Annotated in this window: 18 protein-coding genes; 15 read left to right on the plus strand and 3 right to left on the minus strand. The window is 71.5% G+C overall.

Translation table 11 applies throughout. From position 1 onward, the window contains the following. Positions 1-4 precede the first annotated feature (4 nt). Positions 5-607 (plus strand): 4'-phosphopantetheinyl transferase superfamily protein, encoded by a 603-nt coding sequence (locus tag ABZU25_RS26460; protein WP_355032067.1) that lies wholly within the window; start codon positions 5-7, stop codon positions 605-607. Here ABZU25_RS26460 and ABZU25_RS26465 read toward each other — a convergent pair. The 3 genes from ABZU25_RS26465 to ABZU25_RS26475 are packed head-to-tail and all read right to left on the minus strand — an operon-like array spanning position 599 to position 3,877. Further along, positions 599-1,453, minus strand: coding sequence for a MaoC/PaaZ C-terminal domain-containing protein (locus ABZU25_RS26465; protein ID WP_355032068.1), 855 nt, complete (start codon positions 1,451-1,453; stop codon positions 599-601). The genes ABZU25_RS26460 and ABZU25_RS26465 overlap by 9 nt on opposite strands. Before the next feature lie 43 nt (positions 1,454-1,496). Then, the gene (locus ABZU25_RS26470; protein ID WP_355032069.1) at positions 1,497-2,915 is read right to left on the minus strand and encodes an MFS transporter; all 1,419 of its coding nucleotides are present in this window, start codon (positions 2,913-2,915) and stop codon (positions 1,497-1,499) included. Positions 2,916-2,920: 5 nt separating this feature from the next. Then, positions 2,921-3,877: an alpha/beta hydrolase gene (locus tag ABZU25_RS26475; RefSeq protein WP_355032070.1), complete on the minus strand. Its 957-nt coding sequence runs from the start codon at positions 3,875-3,877 to the stop codon at positions 2,921-2,923. Between the two features lie 362 nt (positions 3,878-4,239). On the opposite strand from ABZU25_RS26475, the gene ABZU25_RS26480 reads away from it, so the two are divergent. From ABZU25_RS26480 to ABZU25_RS26545, 14 genes are all read left to right on the plus strand, one after another. Further along, complete coding sequence (locus ABZU25_RS26480; protein ID WP_355032071.1) at positions 4,240-5,661, plus strand: class I adenylate-forming enzyme family protein; 1,422 nt, start codon at positions 4,240-4,242, stop codon at positions 5,659-5,661. A 96-nt stretch (positions 5,662-5,757) separates the two neighbouring features. Next, the gene (locus ABZU25_RS26485; protein ID WP_355032072.1) at positions 5,758-6,009 is read left to right on the plus strand and encodes a phosphopantetheine-binding protein; all 252 of its coding nucleotides are present in this window, start codon (positions 5,758-5,760) and stop codon (positions 6,007-6,009) included. Then, entirely contained in the window at positions 6,006-6,251 is a 246-nt protein-coding gene (locus ABZU25_RS26490; RefSeq protein ID WP_355032073.1) for an acyl carrier protein, read from the plus strand. Before ABZU25_RS26485 ends, ABZU25_RS26490 begins: the two co-directional genes overlap by 4 nt. Further along, entirely contained in the window at positions 6,248-7,408 is a 1,161-nt protein-coding gene (locus tag ABZU25_RS26495; protein WP_355032074.1) for a beta-ketoacyl synthase N-terminal-like domain-containing protein, read from the plus strand. The genes ABZU25_RS26490 and ABZU25_RS26495 overlap by 4 nt, the downstream gene beginning before the upstream one ends. Next, entirely contained in the window at positions 7,405-8,022 is a 618-nt protein-coding gene (locus tag ABZU25_RS26500; protein WP_355032075.1) for a beta-ketoacyl synthase chain length factor, read from the plus strand. Before ABZU25_RS26495 ends, ABZU25_RS26500 begins: the two co-directional genes overlap by 4 nt. Continuing rightward, positions 8,012-9,655, plus strand: a complete 1,644-nt coding sequence (locus ABZU25_RS26505) for a class I adenylate-forming enzyme family protein (protein WP_355032076.1) — start codon at positions 8,012-8,014, stop codon at positions 9,653-9,655. The genes ABZU25_RS26500 and ABZU25_RS26505 overlap by 11 nt, the downstream gene beginning before the upstream one ends. After that, positions 9,655-10,923, plus strand: a complete 1,269-nt coding sequence (locus tag ABZU25_RS26510; protein ID WP_355032077.1) for a beta-ketoacyl-[acyl-carrier-protein] synthase family protein — start codon at positions 9,655-9,657, stop codon at positions 10,921-10,923. The genes ABZU25_RS26505 and ABZU25_RS26510 overlap by 1 nt, the downstream gene beginning before the upstream one ends. A 37-nt stretch (positions 10,924-10,960) precedes the next feature. Continuing rightward, positions 10,961-12,028, plus strand: a complete 1,068-nt coding sequence (gene hppD, locus ABZU25_RS26515) for a 4-hydroxyphenylpyruvate dioxygenase (protein WP_355032078.1) — start codon at positions 10,961-10,963, stop codon at positions 12,026-12,028. A 46-nt stretch (positions 12,029-12,074) separates the two neighbouring features. Next, positions 12,075-12,986, plus strand: a complete 912-nt coding sequence (locus ABZU25_RS26520) for a phytanoyl-CoA dioxygenase family protein (RefSeq protein ID WP_355032079.1) — start codon at positions 12,075-12,077, stop codon at positions 12,984-12,986. 9 nt (positions 12,987-12,995) lie between these two features. Then, positions 12,996-13,889 carry an alpha/beta hydrolase gene (locus tag ABZU25_RS26525; protein WP_355032080.1) on the plus strand — a complete coding sequence of 298 codons (894 nt, stop codon included), beginning with the start codon at positions 12,996-12,998 and terminating at the stop codon, positions 13,887-13,889. Between the two features lie 20 nt (positions 13,890-13,909). After that, positions 13,910-15,571, plus strand: a complete 1,662-nt coding sequence (gene menD / locus ABZU25_RS26530) for a 2-succinyl-5-enolpyruvyl-6-hydroxy-3-cyclohexene-1-carboxylic-acid synthase (protein ID WP_355032081.1) — start codon at positions 13,910-13,912, stop codon at positions 15,569-15,571. A gap of 40 nt (positions 15,572-15,611) precedes the next feature. Further along, positions 15,612-16,679, plus strand: a complete 1,068-nt coding sequence (locus ABZU25_RS26535) for a methyltransferase (protein ID WP_355032082.1) — start codon at positions 15,612-15,614, stop codon at positions 16,677-16,679. A gap of 72 nt (positions 16,680-16,751) precedes the next feature. Further along, on the plus strand, positions 16,752-18,059 hold the full coding sequence (locus ABZU25_RS26540) for a PLP-dependent aminotransferase family protein (RefSeq protein WP_355032083.1): 1,308 nt from the start codon (positions 16,752-16,754) through the stop codon (positions 18,057-18,059). Further along, on the plus strand, positions 18,056-19,159 hold the full coding sequence (locus tag ABZU25_RS26545; RefSeq protein WP_355032084.1) for an alpha-hydroxy acid oxidase: 1,104 nt from the start codon (positions 18,056-18,058) through the stop codon (positions 19,157-19,159). The genes ABZU25_RS26540 and ABZU25_RS26545 overlap by 4 nt, the downstream gene beginning before the upstream one ends. The last annotated feature ends 21 nt before the right edge of the window (positions 19,160-19,180 follow it).

The raw sequence follows: 19,180 nt of genomic DNA on the forward strand, positions 1-19,180 counted from the left end.
CCGGATGTCCGTGACCGTGGTGATCCAGCGGACGGACCGGGCGCCGCGCGAGGCGGCACGGGCGCTGCTGCTGCGTACCGTGTCGGACCGCACCGGCCGCCCGATCCGCACCATCGAGGTCGCCCACGAGCCGGGTGGGCGGCCGTACCTGACCGGCATCGACCTGCACGTGAGCGTCAGTCACACCCGCGGCGCGGTGGCGGTCGCCCTCAGCACCCGGGCGGCGGTCGGTGTCGACGTCGAGCCGATCCGCCCGCTGCCCGTCGTCGCCCTGGCCCGCCGATGGCTGCCGCCCGTCGAGGCCGAATGGTTGACGGCTCAGCCGGAGGACCGCCGGGTGGCCGCCTTCTTGCGGCTCTGGACCGTCAAGGAGGCGATCGGCAAGGCGCACGGGCGAGGGCTCGGCGGTGGATCGCTGCTGCGCCGGCCCGTACCGCTGCCGGAGGGCGACGCGGTTCTCCGCCCCGTGCCGGACCTCCCCGGGACCATGGTGGCTACGCCGGGCGCCGGCGACGGCCTCGTCCTTGCGGTCGCCTGCCACGGCGGCGACCAGGCGCCGGCCGAGGTCGCCGTCCGGCACCAGGCGGCGTACGAATCCTCAGCGTAGGGTCACCTCGGCGTCGGCCAGCACCGGTGCGTCCTCGCGTTGCGCGGCGGTGGCGGTGAGGCGGATGCCGGCCGGCTCCGCCCACAGGCGTACCCGGAGGGTCTCGCCCGGATAGAACACGCCGGCGAACCGCGTCGTGTAACCGGCCATCCGCGTCACCTCCCCGTCGAGCAGCGTGTCGGCGGCCGCTTTGAGAGCGATGCCGTAAGAGCACAGTCCATGCAGGACCGGTCGGCTGAATCCGGCGGCGACCGCGGCCGCCGGGTCGGCGTGCAGAGGATTCAGGTCGCCGCACAACCGGTAGAGCAGAGCCTGGCTCGTTCTGGTCGGGCACTCCACCACCAGGTCCGGCTCTCGGCCCGGCGGGGGCACCCGGCGGAACGGGCGGCGGACGGCGCCGGGCGCCCGCTCGCCACGCACGATCAGCTCCGACTCGGTGCTCCACAGGGGGCCCGCATCGTCGTCGACGTCCGAGCTCAGTGCGAGAACCGTCGTCCGTCCGGCGTCCCAGACGCCGGTCACCCGGGTGCGCCGGCGTGCCGAACCGGACCGGGGCAGCGGTCGATGCACCACCAGCCGCTGCGCGCCGTGCAGCACCGCCCCCTGATCGACGTCGATGCCCGGCAGGGACAACCTGCCCGCCTCGAACGGGCTGCCGACCACCGCGGTGCCGAAGCTCGGCAACACCTGCAAGCGGTCCTCGAGCACATAGCGCAGCTCGCTCTCGTCGGCGGCCTGCTCGCCGGCGCCGATGGCCAGGTGGTAGAGCTGCACGTCGCGAGCGCTCCAGGTGAGCGTGGCGTCGCGCGCGTCGCCGGACAGGGCCAGGTCCTTTTCGATCGTCATCGCGACCTCTCGTTCGTTCTTACCGCCGGCGCGGCCGGCGTCCTCACTGTCGGCGCGGCCGGAGGAACAGCGCCGAGAGCGCGGCCACCGATCCGCAGATGGCGCAGGCGAGGAAGACGCTCAGAAGGCCGCCCGTCGTCATCCCGTGTCCCGCGGCGAGGATGGCCCCCAGCCCGGCGATGCCGACGGCGCCGCCGACCTGCCGGGCGGCCATCAGCAGACCGGAACCGGCAGCGAAGCGGTGCGGTGGCAGCGAGACCGAGGCGACGACCGACAACCCCGTCAACGTGGCGCCGATGCCGACACCGCCGACGAGGCCGGCGGGCAACCACACCGCCAGGAAGGCCGGTGAGTCGCCGAGCAGCAGGTACATGCCGGCCACCGAGGCGGCGAAGACCAGCGCGCCGAGAACGGTGGCGATCCACTGCCGGCCGCTCGGCACCAGCCGGCCGACGGCCAGCGCCGCCACCGCAGCGGTGAACGCTCCCGGAGTCACCGCCAGACCGGCCTTGATCTCCGAGTACTGCCAGACCACCGTGAGATACAGGATCGCACTCAGCAGGTACGCGTACATGGCGGCGCCGAAGAAGAAGGCCGTCACGTTGGTCGCCGTGAACGTGCGATTGCGCCAGAGGGTGACGTCGATCGCCGGCGCGGGATGACGTCGCGCCCGGGCCAGGCTGACGACGGTGAGCGGCAGGCCGATCCCGATGAGCCCCAGGACGCTGACGCTTCGCCATCCCCAGTCGCTTCCCTGGGTCACGCCCAGCGCCACACACCCGACTCCGCAGGTGATGCCGAGCACGCCGATCGGATCGGGCAACGACTCGCCGGACCGCACGTCGCGGGGCAGACCGAGCAACGCGCCCAGGAGGATCAACAGGCCGAGGGGCAGGTTGATGAGGAAGACGCTCCGCCACCCCCAGGCGTCGACCAGGAGACCGCCGAGGGTGGGGCCCACCGCCGCGGCCACGCTGCCGGCGGCCCCCACCAGACCGATGGAAGTCATCCGCTGTGCGGGCGGAACGAGCGCGAGCACCAGGCTCAGCGCGGCCGGCATCATCCCCGCCGCGGCCGCACCCTGCAGGGCCCGGGCCCCGATGAGCGTCGGGAGGTTGGCGGCGGCGGCGCAGAGCGCCGACGCGACGGCGAACAAGCCCACCGAGCCCAGGAACAGCAACCGCCGCCCGACCACGTCGGCGACCCGCCCGGCCGGGGCGAGCAGGGCGGCGAACGGCACGGCGTAGGCGGTCACCACCCAGGTCAGCAGTGCCACCGAGGCATTGGTGAAGCTGCGGTGCAGGTCGGGGAAGGCGATGTTGACCACGGTCGTGTCGAGCACGGCGAGGAAGGTCGCCGCGGACGACAGCAGCAACACCAGGCCGACGCGGGGGGCGGCGCCGGTGTCTCCCGATGCGGACGTGCCGGCGGCGAGCGCCGAGGCGGGTTCGGGCCGGTTCATGACGGCTACGGACCGCGATGTCCGGGTGTGCCGTGGAGCCGACCGGCCAGCCAGTCGACCGCCTGCCGCACTGCCCGGGCGCCGGCGTCGACGACACCGCCCATGGCGAAGAAGCCGTGCACCATGCCGGGGTAACGGGTCAGCTCGACCGGGACGCCACTGTCGCGCAGCCGGTCCGCGTACTGCTCGCCCTGGTCCCGAAGGGGGTCGTACTCGGCGGTGATGACCAGGGCGGCCGGCAGGCCGGACAGGTCCTGGGCGCGCAGCGGCGAGACGAGCGGGTCGTTGCCGTCGGCCGGATCGGCGAGGTAGTGGGCCCAGTACCAGTCCACGGATCGCCGGTTGAAGAACGCATCGTCGTCGTTCTGCCGCATCGACGCTGTGTCCGACCGGTAGTCGGTGTTCGGATAGACCAGCAACTGGGCGGCGATGGACGGGCCGCCGTCGTCGCGCGCGAGGAGGGTGACCGCGGCGGCCAGGTTGCCGCCCGCGCTGTCGCCGCCGACCGCGATCCTGCCCGCGTCGGCCTCCAGTTCGGCGGCGTGGGCGGCGATCCACCGGACTGCCGCGTGGCAGTCGTGGACCGCGGCCGGGTATCGGTGCTCCGGGGCCAGCCGGTAGCCGACGGACACAGTGACACAGCCCACACCGTTGGTGAGCGCACGGCAGATCGCGTCCGAGGTGTCCAGGTTTCCCAGGGTCCAGCCGCCGCCGTAGAAGTACGCGAGCACGGGGAAGGGGCCTGCTCCGGACGGTCGGTAGATCCGGATCGTAAGCGGGCCGCCGGGGCCGGGGATCTCGCGGTCGAGGACCCTCGCCACCGGTTCCGGCGTGCCGGCGCCGGCGCGGATGTCGGCCAGGTCGGCGAGCCGCGCCTCCGGCAGGCTCATCTCGTAGAGCGGTGGGCGCCGATCGGTGCGGCGTTGTCGCCGCAGCGCCTCCACCTGCGGGTCCATTGGCATCAAGCACTCCCGGGATCGGAACATTCGGCTGGCCGATTTGCATTTCATTGGGGGTGGGCTCGCATGCTACACGGGTGCCCCGCTCCCCGAAGGCCCGCTTTTTATCGCGATCTTTTCTAGTTGTTATCGGAATCTTTCCTAGCTGATCGATCGCGCGTCCAGAACCTGAACAATGTGTATCCACAGTTGACTCCCGCAGACGGCCGCTGCTACGGTCGATTCAGATCGACCTATGTGATCTTGTGCGGTCGAATGTGGGTGCACTGCTCGACGCTTGGGTGCGCCGCTCGACGCTGCTGCGGTCGAGTGCGAGGCAGCAAAGCCCGTTGGATATATGCAGTTCAGCACATTACGGGGACTATATGAATGCAGTTTCACTCTTAGCCGACGGGCCGGTCCCGCCGGACGGCCCGTGGGTGGACGATTTCCTGCTGGCCGGACCCGACGACGAGTGCTGCCTGGTCCTCGACCAGCCGATCACCCGGGCAACCCTGCGCAACCTGGTGACGGAACGCCAGACCCACCTGCACGCCGCCGGGCTTCGCGCCGGCGGGACGGTGGCGCTCTGCCTGCCACCTTCGCTGGCGGGTATCACCACGATGCTTGCCGCCTGGCGAGCCGGCGCCCAGGTCACGCTCCTCGATCACCGCCTGGCCGCTGCCGAGATCTCCCAGGCGCTGTCCCGGCTCACCCCACAGTTCCTCGTGCGGCCGACGACGCCGGTGGCCGGGGTGTTCCGCGGTTTCTACGAGGTGGAGTCCGACGTCGTCGCGCAACTCGGCGGGCTGCCGGCTGCCACGCCGCACGCGCTCTACCAGCTCAGCTCCGGCTCGACCGGGCCGTCGAAGATCATCGGGCGGACGGCGGCGAGCCTCGTCGCCGAGGTGCGGCGATATGCGCGGCTCGACGACTTCCCGCGCCCCGGGGAACGGGTCGTGCTGCTCGGTTCCATCGTCCATGTCCTGGGCCTGGTCGGTGGGCTGCTGTACGCGCTCGCCGCCCGGGTCCGTCTGGTGATCCCGGCGCGGGTCAAGGCCGATGCCATGCTGGCCGCGATCACCGCCGAGGACCTGCCGACCACGGTGATCGGCGTCCCGTTCCACGCCGAGATGCTGGCCAGCGTCCAGAACCCCGGCGCGACGGCCCGGTTCCACCGGATGATCACCGCTGGTGAGCTGGTCCGCGGCGGCTTGCGGGATGCGTTCCGGGAGCGCTACCCGGCAACGCTTCTCGGCAATATGTACGGGATGACGGAGGTCGGGGTGATCGCCACCGATCTGTCCGGACGGCATGCCCCCGCCGTTCAGCCGGCGCCCGGCATGGAGGTGAGTGTCGCGGCGGGCCAGGTGCTGGTGCGCACCGAGACGTCGCCGTACGTCGGCCCGGTCGACCCGTCCCGGTGGGTGGACGGCTGGCTGCGCACTCGGGACGCCGGCACGTTCGACGCGGCGACCGGCCTGCTCACCATCAACGGCCGGCTGGACTCGCAGGTCTCCATCGGTGGCCTGAAGGTCGACCTGGCCGAGGTGGAGGCCGTGCTGGCCGGCCTGCCCGGGGTCACCAGCGCGATCGTGCTGTACGACAAGGTCATCATGGCCTACGTGACCGCCGTCGGCGGCCGGACGGCCGAGGAGATCCAGGCGGACCTCGACGAGCGTCTGGCCGCTTACAAGCGGCCCCGTTCGCTGCATGTTCTGGGCGATCTTCCCCGCACCGCCACCGGCAAGATCGTCCGGGATCCAGCCGCACTGCGCAACGTGGCACGGGACGCCGCTGTCCGCTGACGGGCTTGGGCAGCGCACGCTCCGAGGTAGCCGAAAGTTCACCGAAATGGCACGCCGAATCAAGCGGTCGCGCCATGCCAACCGAAGGGAATTCGTATGTCTGCCGACGTATTCGCGTTTCTTGTCGACGCGCTCAAGAACATGAACTATGACATCTCCTCGGTGACTCGGGAAACGGCGTTGGGCGCCAACGGTCTGGGATTGGAGTCCCTGGCGGTCGCCGAGATCTCCATTCAGGTGGAGGACGCCTACGGCGTGCGGTTCGACGAGGACGAGGCCGAGCGGCTGGCCATGATGACCGTGGGTGACCTGGCCGATGAAATCACCGCGCGCATGGAGCAGAAATGACCGCTGCCGCGTCTCTGGACCGGCAAGGCGTCATTGAGATCCTCGCCGAATATCACCAGCGCCCGGCCGACGAGGAGGACGCCGACGCCATCGACTCGCTCGAGTTGGCCTGGCTGATCCATCAGGTCGAGCAACGGTACGGGGTCGAGCTCGATCTGCCCGACGAAACGTTGCTCCAAATGTCCACTGTGGACCGAGCTGCCCGTCTGCTCCGACAGTCGCTGGACGGACAATCGAGATGACCTCAGGGAAGGCGGAAGTGGTCGCGCCGCCCCGGTGCCGTCCGGTATCGATCACCGGCCTGGACGTCATGACCGCCTGCGGACGGGGCGTCCAGCCGCTGGCGTCGGCTGCCTTCGCCGGGGAGCCGGCGTTCTCGTCGGTGAGCCGGTTCGCCACGGACGGCCGCCGCGCCGGGCACGCCGCCGAGCGGAAGGACGCCGGCTCCCTCTTCGACGAGCTGGCCAGGGTGACGCAGAACGCGTGTGAGGCCGCCGGGCTGACGGCCGGCGCACGCGCGGAGGTCCCGTTGTTGCTGGCGATGAGCACCGATCCGGCGGTCGCCTGGCCGCCGGGGACGGCCCGGGCGGACCATGGCGCCGGGGCGACCGCCGCCGAGCTGGCGCGCCGCTGCGGGCTGGCCGAGGCGACACGTGCGTACACCACCGCCTGCGTCGCGGCGAGTACGGCGGTGATCGACGCCGCCGTCATGATCGGCACGGGACGCGCCGAGCGGGTGCTTGTCGCGGCGGGGTATCTCGTCGACCCGAACCGCTTCGCGCTCTTCGACGCGGGCCGGGCCCTCGCGCTGGACGGCCGGCAGCGGCCGTTCGACGCCGGGCGCGGCGGGATGCTCCTCGGCGACGCGGCGGTGGCCGTCCTGCTCGAGTCGGAGGCGGCCGCCGCCCGGCGCGGCGCCCAGGTGCTGGCCCGGCTCACCGGCTGGGGCAGGTCCGGCGACGCGTACCACGTGACCCAGCCCCGCCCCGACGGCGCCGGACAGGCCCGGGCCATCACCACGGCGCTGCGGCGGGCCGGCCGGACCCCGGCGGACCTCGGCTACGTCAACGCCCACGGCACCGGTACGCCGGCCAGCGACCGTGCCGAGAGCGTCGGTCTGCGCCGGGCGCTGGGTGTCCACGCGGACGTGGTGCCGGTCAGCTCCTCCAAGTCCGTCCACGGCCACACGCTGGAAGCCAGTGCCCTGGTCGAGCTGGTCGTGACGACCGAGACGATCCGGCAGGGCAGGCTGCCCGTCAACGCCGGCCTGCTGACGCCGGCGGACGGGTGCCCGGGCGGTCTGGTGGACCGGCCCCGCTCCCGCGAGGTCACCTCGGCGTTGACCGTCAACTTCGCCTTCGGTGGCGCGAACACCGCACTCCTTGTCGAGGCGGCATGAGCCGGCAGACCTGGACCGCGGCGCACGCGGCTCGCGACATCCCGGCCATGACAACGCTGGCGGTGCTCGCCGCCGGGCACTGGCCGGCCGAGCGGGATCACGGGTCGCCCACCCCGCCGCCCGGCTTCATCGGATCCTCCTTCATCGGGCTGGCGGCGGAGCTCGCCCGGCGCTGCCTCGCGGGGCACCACGCCGAGAAGCCGCTGCCGCCGGCGGAGACCCCGCGGACGGCGGTGGTGCTGGTGAGCCCCCGGGGCGACGTCGCGACGGCCGCCGCCGTCACGCGGGCCGTCGACACCGGCGGGCGGGTGTCTCCGCTGCTCTTCTTCCAGTCGGTGCCGAACTCGGTGGCCGGCTGGATCGCGGCCCACTGGGGGCTGGACGGGCCGGTCGTCTGCACCAGCCCGGCCGCGGACCCGGTGGCCGATGCGGTCAGGACGGCGGAGCTGCTGCTCGACGACGGCGAGGCGGACCGGGTCCTGTTACTCCTCGTGGACCAGGCCGGCCCGGAACACGAGTTCGACCAGGGTGCCGGCGTGCTGCTCGCGAGGCGTCCGGCCGTGCTGACGAACGCCCCCACGACATCTTCCAGGGAGCCGAGACATGGACGTTAAGAGAATGCGGGCCGAGCTCGCCGCGGATCCGGCGCTGGGCACCGGAAACCTGCTGACCACGCTGATCGCGCGTGGTGAAGGGCTGGACGACCCGGCGCTGACCTTCGACACCCCGGTGGACGACCACCCGTCCTGGCAGCCGATGTCGCTGAACGAGCTGGAGCATCGGGTCACCGCCCGAGCCGCCGAGCTGCACCGGCTGGGCATCAGGCCGCGGGATCCGGTGGCGGTCTACGTCCGCGCCTCGGCCGACCAGGCGCTGAGTTTCCTCGCGCTGGCCCGGATCGGCGCCGTTCCGGCCCTGATCAACGGCAACCTCGGCAGTGGTCTCGCCGCCGAGTACATCCGGAAGCGGCTGGCCTCGCCCGTGGTCATCACCGACGCGGCGCACCGGCAAGCACTGCGCGACGAGGGGCTCGCCAGCCAGTCGATGGTCGATGTCGCAACGCTCGGCGCCGGCGACCCGCGGCTGGCGCCACCGCCGTTCCAGCACCACCCCGACGATCCGGTCGTCATCACCCACTCGTCCGGGACCACCGGTCTGCCCAAGGCGGTGGCCCACTCGCACCACAGCCTCTTCGCGGCCGTACGGCACCGCCTGACCCTGCCGAAGGCGGCGGCGCTGGACCGGATGCTGGTGATCCTGCCGCCCGGGCACGCGGCCATGGTGATCGCGCTCAGCGTGGCGCTGTGCAATCACGTGGAGCTGGCGTTGTGCTCCCGGCAGAACGGCGCGTACGTCCTCGACGTGATCGAGAAGTGGCGCCCGATCAGCGTGCTCGGCTTCTCGGCGACGTGGTCGGATCTGGCCGGCGTCGACCTCGCCACCCGTGACCTCAGCTCGGTGCAGGCCTGGTGGAACACCGGGGACTGCGCGCACGAGCCGCACATCCGCCACCTCGTCGGCGCCGGCCGGCGGTACGTGATGACGAGCGAGGGCGTGACCCAGAAGCCCGGTTCGGTCTTCATCGACGGGCTCGGCTCCTCGGAGATGGGTCATTCGCAGTTCTTCATCACGCACACCCCGGACACCGATCGGTACCGGCGTTGCATCGGCCGGCCGCACGTCTACACGGACGCTGTGGTGTACGACGACGAAGCCCGCGAGCTACCGGCCGGGCAGGTCGGTCAGCTCGGCATCAAGGCGCCCACCCTCTCGCTCGGCTACTGGAACGACTCGGAGCTGACCTACCGGACCCGCCGCAACGGCTACTTCCTCACCGGTGACCTGGTCTTCCGGAACGAGGCGGGCTACTTCTTCCACGTCGACCGGCTTGTCGACGCGGTCGACATCGGCGACGGGAACTGGGTGTACACCGCCCTCGCCGAGGAGCGCGTCCTTTCCGCCTGCCCGGAGGTGCTCGAGTGCACGGTGGTGGCCGTCGGCGAGCCCGGCGAGGTCCGTACGGTGATTCTGCTGACGCTGCGTGACGGCGGCGAGCCGGAGCCGGACCTGGTGGCGAAGGTGACCGCGGCGCTCGAACCCGCGGTGGCGGCGACCGTGGCAGGCGTACTGACGGCCGACGACGGCGTGCTGCCGTTCGGTGCCACCGGCAAGGTGCGCAAGGCGTTGCTGCGCGACCGGCTTGTCAGCGGGGAACTGCTCGACGCCGCCGCGGCGGCGGTGCGGTGATGAGCGCCCGTCCCGTCATCACCGGCATCGGTTTCTTCACCCCGGTCGGGCGTGCCGTCGAAACGGTGTGGGATGCCGTCTGCGCCGGCAAGTCCGGCATCCGGCAGGTGCCCGCCGACCATCGGCTCGCCCCGGCCATCGACTACGCCGGCTTCGCGCCGGAGATCAAAGCGTCCGAGGTGCTACCCCCCACCGAGGGCCGGCTCGTCGACCGGTTCGTGCTGATGGCTCTCGCCGCCGCCGCGGACGCGATGGCCGACGCCGGGCTGACCGTCGGCACCGACGTGGATCCCGACCGGGTGGCCGTTGTCGTCAGCAGCGGTGCAGGCGGCCTGGACATCTTCGAGGAGCAGACCCACGCGTACGCCGCCCGCGGCCGTACCGCGGTGAGCCCTTACATGCTGCCGGGCTTCCTGGGGAACATGGCGGCGGCCCGCATCGCCATCCGGTACGGAGCGCACGGCTTCAGCTCCGCCATGTCGACGGCGTGCTCCGCCGGCGCCCACGCGATAGTGGAGGCGTTCCGCCTGATCGCACACGGGGACGCCGACATGGTGATCTGCGGAGCGTCCGAGGCGCCACTGAACCCGACCGGCTCGCTGAGCTTCCGGCACGCCCGCGCGCTGGCGACGCGGTGGCCGGATCCCACCGCCGCGAGCCGTCCCTTCGACGTGCGCCGCAACGGTTTCGTGCTCGCCGAGGGCGCGGGCATCCTGGTGGTCGAGCGAGCCAGCGACGTGGATGCCCGGGGCGCGGCCGGATACGCCGACCTGCTGGGCTGGGGTGTCACGACCGACGCGCACCGGCCGACGACGCCCCTTCCGGACGGCGCCTACGCGGCCAAGGCGATGGCGGCGGCCCTGCGTCGCGCCGACCTCCCACCCGGCGAGGTCGACTACGTCAACGCGCACGGAACCAGCACCAAGCTGGGTGACGTGGCCGAGGTCAAGGCGCTGCGCACGGTCTTCGGCGCGGTACCGCCGGCGGTCAGCAGCACCAAGTCGGTGACCGGTCACCTGCTCGGCGGATCAGGTGCGGTGGAGGCCGCGATCACGGCGCTGGCCGTGTCCCGGGGCGTGCTGCCGCCGACGTACAACCTGGACGAGGTCGACCCCGAGTGCGAGGCGGACCACGTACGGAAGCAGCCGCGCACCGGCCGGGTGCGCAACGCGATATCGAACTCCTTCGCCTTCGGCGGCCACAACGTGAGCCTGCTCATGGGTGAGGCCAGCACGCGCCGTCGTCGTACCGCGGTGACCGCCGGCTGACCCGCGCCAAACCCGACATCCTGAAGAGGAGCCAGCAATGCAGATCAACGACATCGACCACATCGAGTTCTATGTCGGTGATGCCCAGCAATCGGCCTTCTACTGGTGCACCGCCTTCGGATTCCAACTGTGCGGCCAGGCCGGCCCGGAGACCGGCCTCGCGGACCAGCGATCGCTGCTGCTGCGGCAGGGCGACGCGCGGTTCCTACTCACCTCGGGCCTGACACCCGCCCACCCGGCGGCTCGCTACGTCGCCAAGCACGGCGACGGCGTGGCGAACATCGCCTTCGCGACGCCCGATGCCGGCCGAGCATTCGAGGAGGCCGTCGCCCGCGGGGCGAGAGCCGTCGAGCCGTTGTCCACTGCCGCCGACGACGAGGCACGGGTGGTGACCGCGACTGTCGGCGGTTTCGGCGACGTCCATCACCGCCTCGTCGAGCGGCACGGCTCGGAACGCGCCTTCCTTCCGGGGGTCATGGACATCCTCACGTCCGAGCCGGAGCCCCGCGAGCAGCATTTCTCCCTGGTCGACCACGCGGCGGTGTGCCTTCCCACCGGAGACCTCGGGCGGACCGTCAAGTACTACCGTGACGTGTTCGGCTTCAGCCAGATCTTCGAGGAGTTCATCGAGGTCGGCGCCCAGGCCATGGACTCCAAGGTGGTACAGAACGACGCGGGGACCGTGACGTTCACCCTGATCGAGCCGGCGCCCGGATACCGGCCGGGCCAGATCGACCGGTTCCTGGAGCAGCACCAGGGCGCGGGCGTGCAGCATCTGGCGTTGCTGACCGGCGACATCGTGGCCGCGGTGAGCGACCTGGACGTCCGCGGCGTCCAGTTCCTGAGCACGCCGGCCAGCTACTACCACTCCATTGAGGAGCGGCTCGGCCGGACCGACGTCCCCATCGAGCGGCTGCGGGCCACCAATGTTCTGGTCGACCGGGACCACTGGGGCGAGCTGTTCCAGATCTTCACCAAGCCCGTGCACGTCCGGGGCACCTACTTCACCGAGCTCGTCGACCGGCACGGCGCCCGCTCGTTCGGCAGCAGCAACATCAAGGCGCTGTACGAGGCCGTCGCCCAGGACACCGAGGTGAGCGCGTGACCCCCGGCGACGACACGACCCGGCGCCTTCGCAGAAAGGTATCCCGATGACCTCGCAAGTTGACTCGTTCGCGCTGACCGACGAGGAGCACGACCTGCTGCCGTCCGACTCCGACGTGCAGTTCTACCTCGAGCACGGCTGGTTCCTCTCCCCTCGGATCTTCAGCGACGCCGAGGTCGACCTCCTGGTGACGGCCAGCGAACAGTTCTACGCCGGTCATCGCGATCGGGTTCTGCCGGTACGCCCGGCGAGGCTGGCCTACTGGGAACCATCCGCCGGCGCCGTCCAGCGCCACAACGACTACATCCACTACGAGTCGGCCGCCATCGGCGAGATCCTGCGCAAGCCGCTCATCGGGGCCATCGCGGCGCGACTGGCACAGGCGGACGCGATCCGCATCTTCCAGTCCACCCTGATCTACAAGCCGGCCCAGCCCGCGGAGGAGACGAACATCGTTCCGTGGCACTTCGACAGGCACTACTGGGCGACGTCCACGTCCGAGCGCATGCTCACCGCGTTCCTCCCCTTTCACGACTGTGACGAGGAGATGGGCACCATCACCATGGTGGACGGCAGCCACCGGTGGCAGGAGATCGGTGGGAACGACGCGACGTCCCGGCACTTCGCCGACCGCGACCGGACGCAGCTCGAGGAGATGCTGCGGGAGAACGCCGAGGCGAACGGCACCGAGGTCCGCAAAGTCCCGATGATCATCCCGAAGGGGCATGTCAGCTTCCACCACTGCCGCACCTACCACGGCAGCGGGGCCAACGTCAGTGACCGTCCGCGCCGGGCTATCTCCCTGCACCTGCAGGACGGGGACAACGCGTACCGGGAGTTCAAGCTGTCGGACGGGTCCCAGGTCAGCTACAACCATGACGTGCTCGTGCGTCGCCAGGCGGACGGCACTCCCGACTACTCCGATCCGGAGTACTGCCCGACGATCTGGCGCGGATAGCCGTCCACGATGGCCAGGAGACTACTGACCGCCTCGTCCGTCCGGACGGGCCTCAACATCGCGTCCTGGATAGCGCCGGCGCTCGCCGGCCACGGCGCGTACGTCACCTTCTGCAAGACCTGGAGGCGGGCGAACCTGCGGGTCACCGAACAGGAGGTGCACGCGTCGGCCATCCGGGACGTCGTGGTGGTCAGGGGGAAGCGGGTCGTCACGTACCGCTGGGGTGACGGCGTGAAGCCGGTGCTGCTGCTGCACGGCTGGCGCTCGCGGGCGTCACGGTTCGCCTCCTTCGTTCCCCGGCTGCTCGCCCACGGGTACAGCCCGCTGAGTTTCGACGCCCCCGGCCACGGCCACTCGGGCGGCGAGGCCACCACCGTGGCGGAGTACGGCCGCGTCATCGACGAGGTGCAGCGGTGCTTCGGAACCTTCGAGGCGATCGTCGCCCATTCGTACGGCGTGCCGTGCGCCCTGCTCGCCGTACGCAACGGCGTGCGGACCCGGAGACTCGTGGCCATCAGCGGTGTCGCGGACCTCGGGTTCATGGTCGACGAGTTCCACCGGCGGCTGGGGGTGAACGAACGGGTCGTGCGCCGCCTGCACCGGCGCGTCCAGCAGGAGATCTTCTCGGCCGGGCAGGGCGGCGGGCAGCAGTCGCCCGGCGCGCGAGCCGAGGCCGCCGTCCCGATGCTCGTGATCCACGACGGCTCCGACACGACGGTCGGCATGGATCACGCGAACCGGCTCATCGCCGACTACGCCGGCCCGGCCCGGCTGCTCGTCACCGACCGGCTGGGCCACCAGCGCATTCTCATCGCCCGTGAGGTCGTGCAGGCGGTGGTCGAGTTCGTGGACGAGGCGCCGAGCCCGGCGTCGCTGGCTCTGGCTCCCAAAGCCGACGACTGATCGTCTCCGGAAAGGACATCGTGCACTTCTCGGATCCCCTGGCCAGCACCGTCGCCGACGAACTGGCGCGGTGCGGTGTCACCGACGTGGTCGCCTCGCCCGGCCTGCACTCCGGAGTGCTCGCGCACGCCGTCCACCAGTGCCCGGGCATACGGCTGCACGTACGCATCGACGAACGGTCCGCGGCCTTCCTCGCGCTGGGGCTCGCCCGGGCGAGCGGCCGCCCCGCCGCCGTGGTGTGCACGTCGGGGACGGCGGCAGCCAACCTGCATCCCGCCGTGCTGGAGGCCCGGCACAGCCGCGTGCCGCTGGTCGTCATCACCACCGATCGGCTGCCCGCGCTACGCGGCACGGGAGCCAACCAGGCGACCGACCAGGTACGGCTGTACGGGACGGCGACGCCCCACTACACGGAACTGCACACCGAGCCACCCACCACGGCCACGGTGCGGTACTGGCGATCCGCGGTGTCCCGGGCCCTCGGCAGCTGCGCCCACGGGCCGGTGCATCTCAACATCGGCCTGCACGAGCCGTACGACGCACCGGCCCCACTGCCGGACGAGGCGGCCCTCCTGGCGTCGGCGCGCCCACCGGGGGAACCCTGGACCCGGGTCCGGCATGCTCCGGAGCCACCGCACACGCTGGACGTGCCCGCCCGCGGGGTGATCGTCGTCGGCGACGGCGCGAGCGATCCGCACGCCGCTGTCACCTTCGCCGAGCAGGCCGGGTGGCCGTTGCTGGCCGAGCCGCAGAGCGGTGCGCGCTACGGTGCCAACGCCATCCGGACGTACGGCGACCTGCTCAGCCATCGGGGGTTCCGGAAGGGGGCCGAGCCGGAGATGGTGATCACCATGGGGCGGCCCGGCGTCCACCTCGCGGTTCTCGACTACCTCGGTCAGGCCCGCGACCATCTCGTCGTCGATCCGTCCGCCGACTGGGCCGACCCCACCCGCGGCGCCACCGAGGTGCTGTCCCGGCTCGGTACGCCGAGGCTGCGTGACCAGGATCCGGATTGGCTGCGCCGGTGGCAGGACGCCGACAAGGCCGCCGGTGGCGCGCTCGACGTGATGCTGGACCGTACCGATCTCAGCGAGCCGCGCATCGCCCGCGACCTGGTGGCGGCGATCCCGGACGGGTCGCTGCTCTTCGCCGGCTCCAGCATGCCGATTCGCGATCTGGAACAGACCATGCGACCGCGTCGGGACGTCCGGATCCTCGCCAACCGGGGACTCAGCGGCATCGACGGAGCGGTGTCCAGTGCGATCGGTGCCGCGCTGGCGCACCAGGCGCAGGGCGGCGGCCGAGCCTACGCGCTGCTCGGCGACCTGTCGCTGCTGCACGACCAGAACGGACTCGTCACCGGCCTCGGCTCACCGCGGCCGGACCTCACCATCGTCGTGGTCAACAACAACGGCGGCGGCATCTTCTCGCTGCTCCCGGTGCGGCGGCCGATCGACGACTTCGAGGTGCTCTTCGGTACGCCGCACGGCGTCTCCTTCGAACAGGTGGCGGCCGCGTCTGGCTGGCCGTACACGCGGGCCGCCGGCACGGCCGATCTGCTCGCGGTGCTCGACCAGCCCGGTCCCCGGCTGATCGAGGTGGTCACCGATCGCCGGGACAACGCCTCGCTGCACCGGCGCCTCACGGTGGCCGTCATGTCCGCCGTCGGAGCGGCCCTGTGAGCGGAGCTCCCACTCACTCCACGTCTGCCCGCTGGGGGAAATGATGTCGACCTTCCACGCTCAACCGGACCACACAGTGGCGGCGGCCCCGCCACGGGTGCGACTGACTGACGCCGCACTGGTACAGACCCTGCTCTCCGGGGCGTGGCTCGGCCAGGCCTGCTACACGGTCGCGAAGCTCGGCATCGCCGACCTGCTGGCGGACGGTCCGGAGACCGCGCCGAACCTGGCCGCGCGGTGCGGCGCCGATCCGGACGCGCTGCTGCGCCTGCTGCGGGCACTGGCTTCCGTCGGACTCTTCACCCAGCGGGGACGCGAGACGTTCGAGCTCACCGGCGCTGGCTCGCTGTTACGGAGCGACGTGCCCGCATCCGCCCGGGCCAGCGCCATCATGCTGGGCGAGGAGGTGTTCCGCTCCTTCGCCGAACTGCCGCACGCGGTCCGGACCGGCACCCCGGCCTTCGACCAGGCGTACGGGCAGCCCATGTACACCTACCTCGCCACTCACCCCGAGGTCGCGCGTACGTTCCACGCCGCCCTTGGCAGCCATCGGACGGTACCCGCCGCCCTGTCGCGGTGTGACGTCGGCGGGGCCCGCACCATTGTCGATGTCGGTGGCGGCGACGGCGCGCTGCTCGCCGCCCTCCTCACCGGCCGGCCGGAGGCCCGTGGCGTCCTGCTCGAGCTGCCGGAGGCGATCCGGCAGGCGAGCACCCGCTTCGCCGAGGCCGGTGTCGCGGACCGGGTGACACTTGTGGAAGGCAGCTTCTTCGACCGGGTGCCCGGCGACGGCGATCTCTACCTGCTGGCGCGCTGCCTGCACAACTGGAGTGACGACAAGGCCGTCGCCATCCTGCGGACCGTACGCGAGGCGATGCGACCCGGAGCGCGCCTGGTGGTGCTGGAGAAGGTGGTCCCGGACGGCCCCGGACCGAGCCAGGCCAAGATCTTCGATCTGCTCATGCTGGCCATGGTGGAGGGGCGCAACCGGACCGACGGCGAGTACCGGGAGCTGATCGGCCGCAGCGGCTTCGATGTGGTGGCCGTACACCCGGCGTCCCGGCACGATCCGCGGGCCGAGAGCGCGATCGAGGCCGTCGCGGTGTGAGACCCGCAGCAGTCGCTGTCCTGAACGCGCTGTGCCGGCGCGCTGACGCCGGCACGGTCGAGAGGAGACCGTATGTCCGTACGGAAGGCCGACTTGCACCGGAGTCTCGCCGACCCGGTGCTCGACACGATGACGTTCCTGAACGAGATCACCATGCGCTATCCCGAAGCAATCTCCTTCGCCCCCGGCAGGCCGTACGAGGACTTCTTCGACACCGAGGACATCTTCACCTACCTGCGTCGCTACCTGGCCCACCTGGAGCAGGACGGCTGTTCGCCTGAGCAGATCCGCACGATGATGTGCCAGTACGGCAGCACCGCCGGGCAGATCCGTGACATCGTCGCCGCCGCACTGCGCGCCGACGAGGGGATCGACGTGCCGGCCCGGTCGATCGTGATCACGGTGGGCGCACAGGAGGGGATGCTCCTGGTGCTGCGGGCGTTGTTCGCCGGGCCGCGGGACGTGCTGCTGGTCTCCAGCCCCTGCTACATGGGTATCACCGGGGCGGCGAGCCTGCTGGACATCCCGGTCGTCGAGGTCGAGGAGCCGGAGAGCGGCTTCTCCGCCGCGGTGGTCGCGGAGGCGATCCGCCGGGAACAGGCCGCCGGACGCCGGCCGGCGGCGTTCTACCTGGTGCCCGACCACTCCAACCCCTCCGGGCGTACGGTCGGCGAGCGGGAGCGGGCCGAGCTGCTGGCCGTGGCTGAGCGACACGGGGTGCTGATTCTCGAAGACAGCCCGTACCGGATGGTCAGCCCCGGCGACCGGGTTCCCGCGCTGAAGGCCATGGACCGCGCCGGGGTGGTGGTGCACCTGGGTTCCTACTCCAAGACGGTGTTCCCCGGCGCCCGGGTCGGTTACGTGATCGCCGACCAGCCGGTCGACAGCGGTGAGGGCGGCCTGCTCGCCGACCAGCTCGTCAAGATCAAGAGCATGACGACTGTCAACACGTCGCCGTTGAGTCAGGCCGTGGTGGCCGGTGCGCTGCTGGCGGCGGGCGGCCGGGTGTCCGAACGCAACGCCAAGGCGGCCGATCACTACGCCGCCGCGATGGACGCCACCCTGCGCGAGCTGGACCGGCGGCTGCCGGCTGAGGGGCGGGCCGCGCTGGGTGTCAGCTGGAACAGCCCGGCCGGCGGCTTCTTCCTGACCATGCGGGTGCCGTTCGCGGCCGACGAGGCCGCGCTGGCCCGCTCGGCCGGCGAGTTCGGCGTCGTCTGGACGCCGTTGCGGTACTTCTACCTCGACGGCGGGGGTGCGGACACGCTGCGGCTGTCGATCAGTTATCTGTCCGAGGAAGAGGTCGTCGAGGGCGTACGCCGGCTGGCCGACTTCGTCGTCGCCGAGGCCGGGCGCGCACGCCGGGAGGCCGACCGATGACCTACCCGGCCGCGCTGGAGCCGCTGCGCCTGGACACCGTCGACGACTACCGGGCGCTTGCCGAGGCGATGCTCCCGGACGCGGTACGCGATTTCGTGGCAGGCGGCAGCGAGTCGGAGACCACCCTGGCGGCCAATCGGCGGGCCCTGGACCGCGTGACAGTGCTGCCCCGGGTGCTGCGCGGCGCGGGGCGGGCTGATCCGTCCACCACGCTCGCCGGGACGCCTGCCGCCTTGCCGCTGGCTGTGGCACCGATGGCCTACCAGCAGCTCTACCACCCCGACGGCGAGGTGGCGACCGCCCGGGCCGCCGCGTCAGCCGGAGTGCCCTTCATCAGCAGCACGCTGAGCAGCGTGAGCGTCGAGGAGGTGGCCGGGGCCGGCGGTGAGCACTGGTTCCAGCTCTACTGGCTCAAGGACGACCGTGAGACGTTCGGGCTGGTGGAGCGGGCCGAGGCGGCCGGTTGCCGGGTGCTGGTGGTCACCGTCGACGTACCGATCATGGGGCGCCGGCTGCGTGACGTGCGCAACCTGTTCACGCTGCCCGCTGGTGTGCGGTCGGCGAACGTCCGGTCCGGCGCGCAGAGCGTGGCCCATCGGGGCAACGGCGCCGGCTCGGCGCTGGCCACCCACACGGCCGCCGAGTTCCACCCGGGTCTGGGCTGGGAACACCTCGAGCTGCTGCGGTCGCGTACCTCGCTGCCGATCGTGGTCAAGGGAATCCTCGACCCGGACGACGCCCGCCGGGCGGCCGAGGCCGGCGCCACCGGGGTGGTGATCTCCAACCACGGTGGCCGGCAACTGGACGGGGCGCCGGCCAGCGTCACAATGCTTCCGGCGGCCGTCGAGGCGGTTCCGGCGGGTTGTCAGGTCTACCTGGACAGCGGTATCCGTGGGGGAACCGACATCCTGCGGGCGCTGGCGCTCGGCGCGGACGGTGTGCTGATCGGCCGGCCGGTGATCTGGGCACTGGCGGCCGGTGGCCAGGCGGGCGTGACCGGGTTGCTGGGGCTGCTGGCGGCCGAGCTGCACGCGGCGATGCGGCTCGCGGGTTGCGCGGACGTCGCCGCGGTCCGGGAACTCAGCGCGGTCCTCACATGATCAGGCGATCGGTGTCCGCTC

The sequence above is a fragment of the Micromonospora sp. NPDC005215 genome, assembly GCF_040607915.1.
GTDB lineage: Bacteria > Actinomycetota > Actinomycetes > Mycobacteriales > Micromonosporaceae > Micromonospora.

Bases quoted from the DNA above. Each gene is read 5' to 3' on its own strand.
- ABZU25_RS26520 (WP_355032079.1), top strand. From the start codon at position 12,075: ATGACCTCGCAAGTTGACTCGTTCGCGCTGACCGACGAGGAGCACGAC.
- ABZU25_RS26465 (WP_355032068.1), bottom strand. From the start codon at position 1,453: ATGACGATCGAAAAGGACCTGGCCCTGTCCGGCGACGCGCGCGACGCC.
- ABZU25_RS26490 (WP_355032073.1), top strand. From the start codon at position 6,006: ATGACCGCTGCCGCGTCTCTGGACCGGCAAGGCGTCATTGAGATCCTC.
- ABZU25_RS26480 (WP_355032071.1), top strand. From the start codon at position 4,240: ATGAATGCAGTTTCACTCTTAGCCGACGGGCCGGTCCCGCCGGACGGC.
- ABZU25_RS26505 (WP_355032076.1), top strand. From the start codon at position 8,012: ATGGACGTTAAGAGAATGCGGGCCGAGCTCGCCGCGGATCCGGCGCTG.
- ABZU25_RS26475 (WP_355032070.1), bottom strand. From the start codon at position 3,877: ATGCCAATGGACCCGCAGGTGGAGGCGCTGCGGCGACAACGCCGCACC.
- ABZU25_RS26485 (WP_355032072.1), top strand. From the start codon at position 5,758: ATGTCTGCCGACGTATTCGCGTTTCTTGTCGACGCGCTCAAGAACATG.
- ABZU25_RS26510 (WP_355032077.1), top strand. From the start codon at position 9,655: ATGAGCGCCCGTCCCGTCATCACCGGCATCGGTTTCTTCACCCCGGTC.
- ABZU25_RS26545 (WP_355032084.1), top strand. From the start codon at position 18,056: ATGACCTACCCGGCCGCGCTGGAGCCGCTGCGCCTGGACACCGTCGAC.
- ABZU25_RS26500 (WP_355032075.1), top strand. From the start codon at position 7,405: ATGAGCCGGCAGACCTGGACCGCGGCGCACGCGGCTCGCGACATCCCG.
- ABZU25_RS26495 (WP_355032074.1), top strand. From the start codon at position 6,248: ATGACCTCAGGGAAGGCGGAAGTGGTCGCGCCGCCCCGGTGCCGTCCG.
- ABZU25_RS26470 (WP_355032069.1), bottom strand. From the start codon at position 2,915: ATGAACCGGCCCGAACCCGCCTCGGCGCTCGCCGCCGGCACGTCCGCA.
- ABZU25_RS26540 (WP_355032083.1), top strand. From the start codon at position 16,752: ATGTCCGTACGGAAGGCCGACTTGCACCGGAGTCTCGCCGACCCGGTG.
- ABZU25_RS26460 (WP_355032067.1), top strand. From the start codon at position 5: ATGTCCGTGACCGTGGTGATCCAGCGGACGGACCGGGCGCCGCGCGAG.
- ABZU25_RS26525 (WP_355032080.1), top strand. From the start codon at position 12,996: ATGGCCAGGAGACTACTGACCGCCTCGTCCGTCCGGACGGGCCTCAAC.
- hppD (WP_355032078.1), top strand. From the start codon at position 10,961: ATGCAGATCAACGACATCGACCACATCGAGTTCTATGTCGGTGATGCC.
- ABZU25_RS26535 (WP_355032082.1), top strand. From the start codon at position 15,612: ATGATGTCGACCTTCCACGCTCAACCGGACCACACAGTGGCGGCGGCC.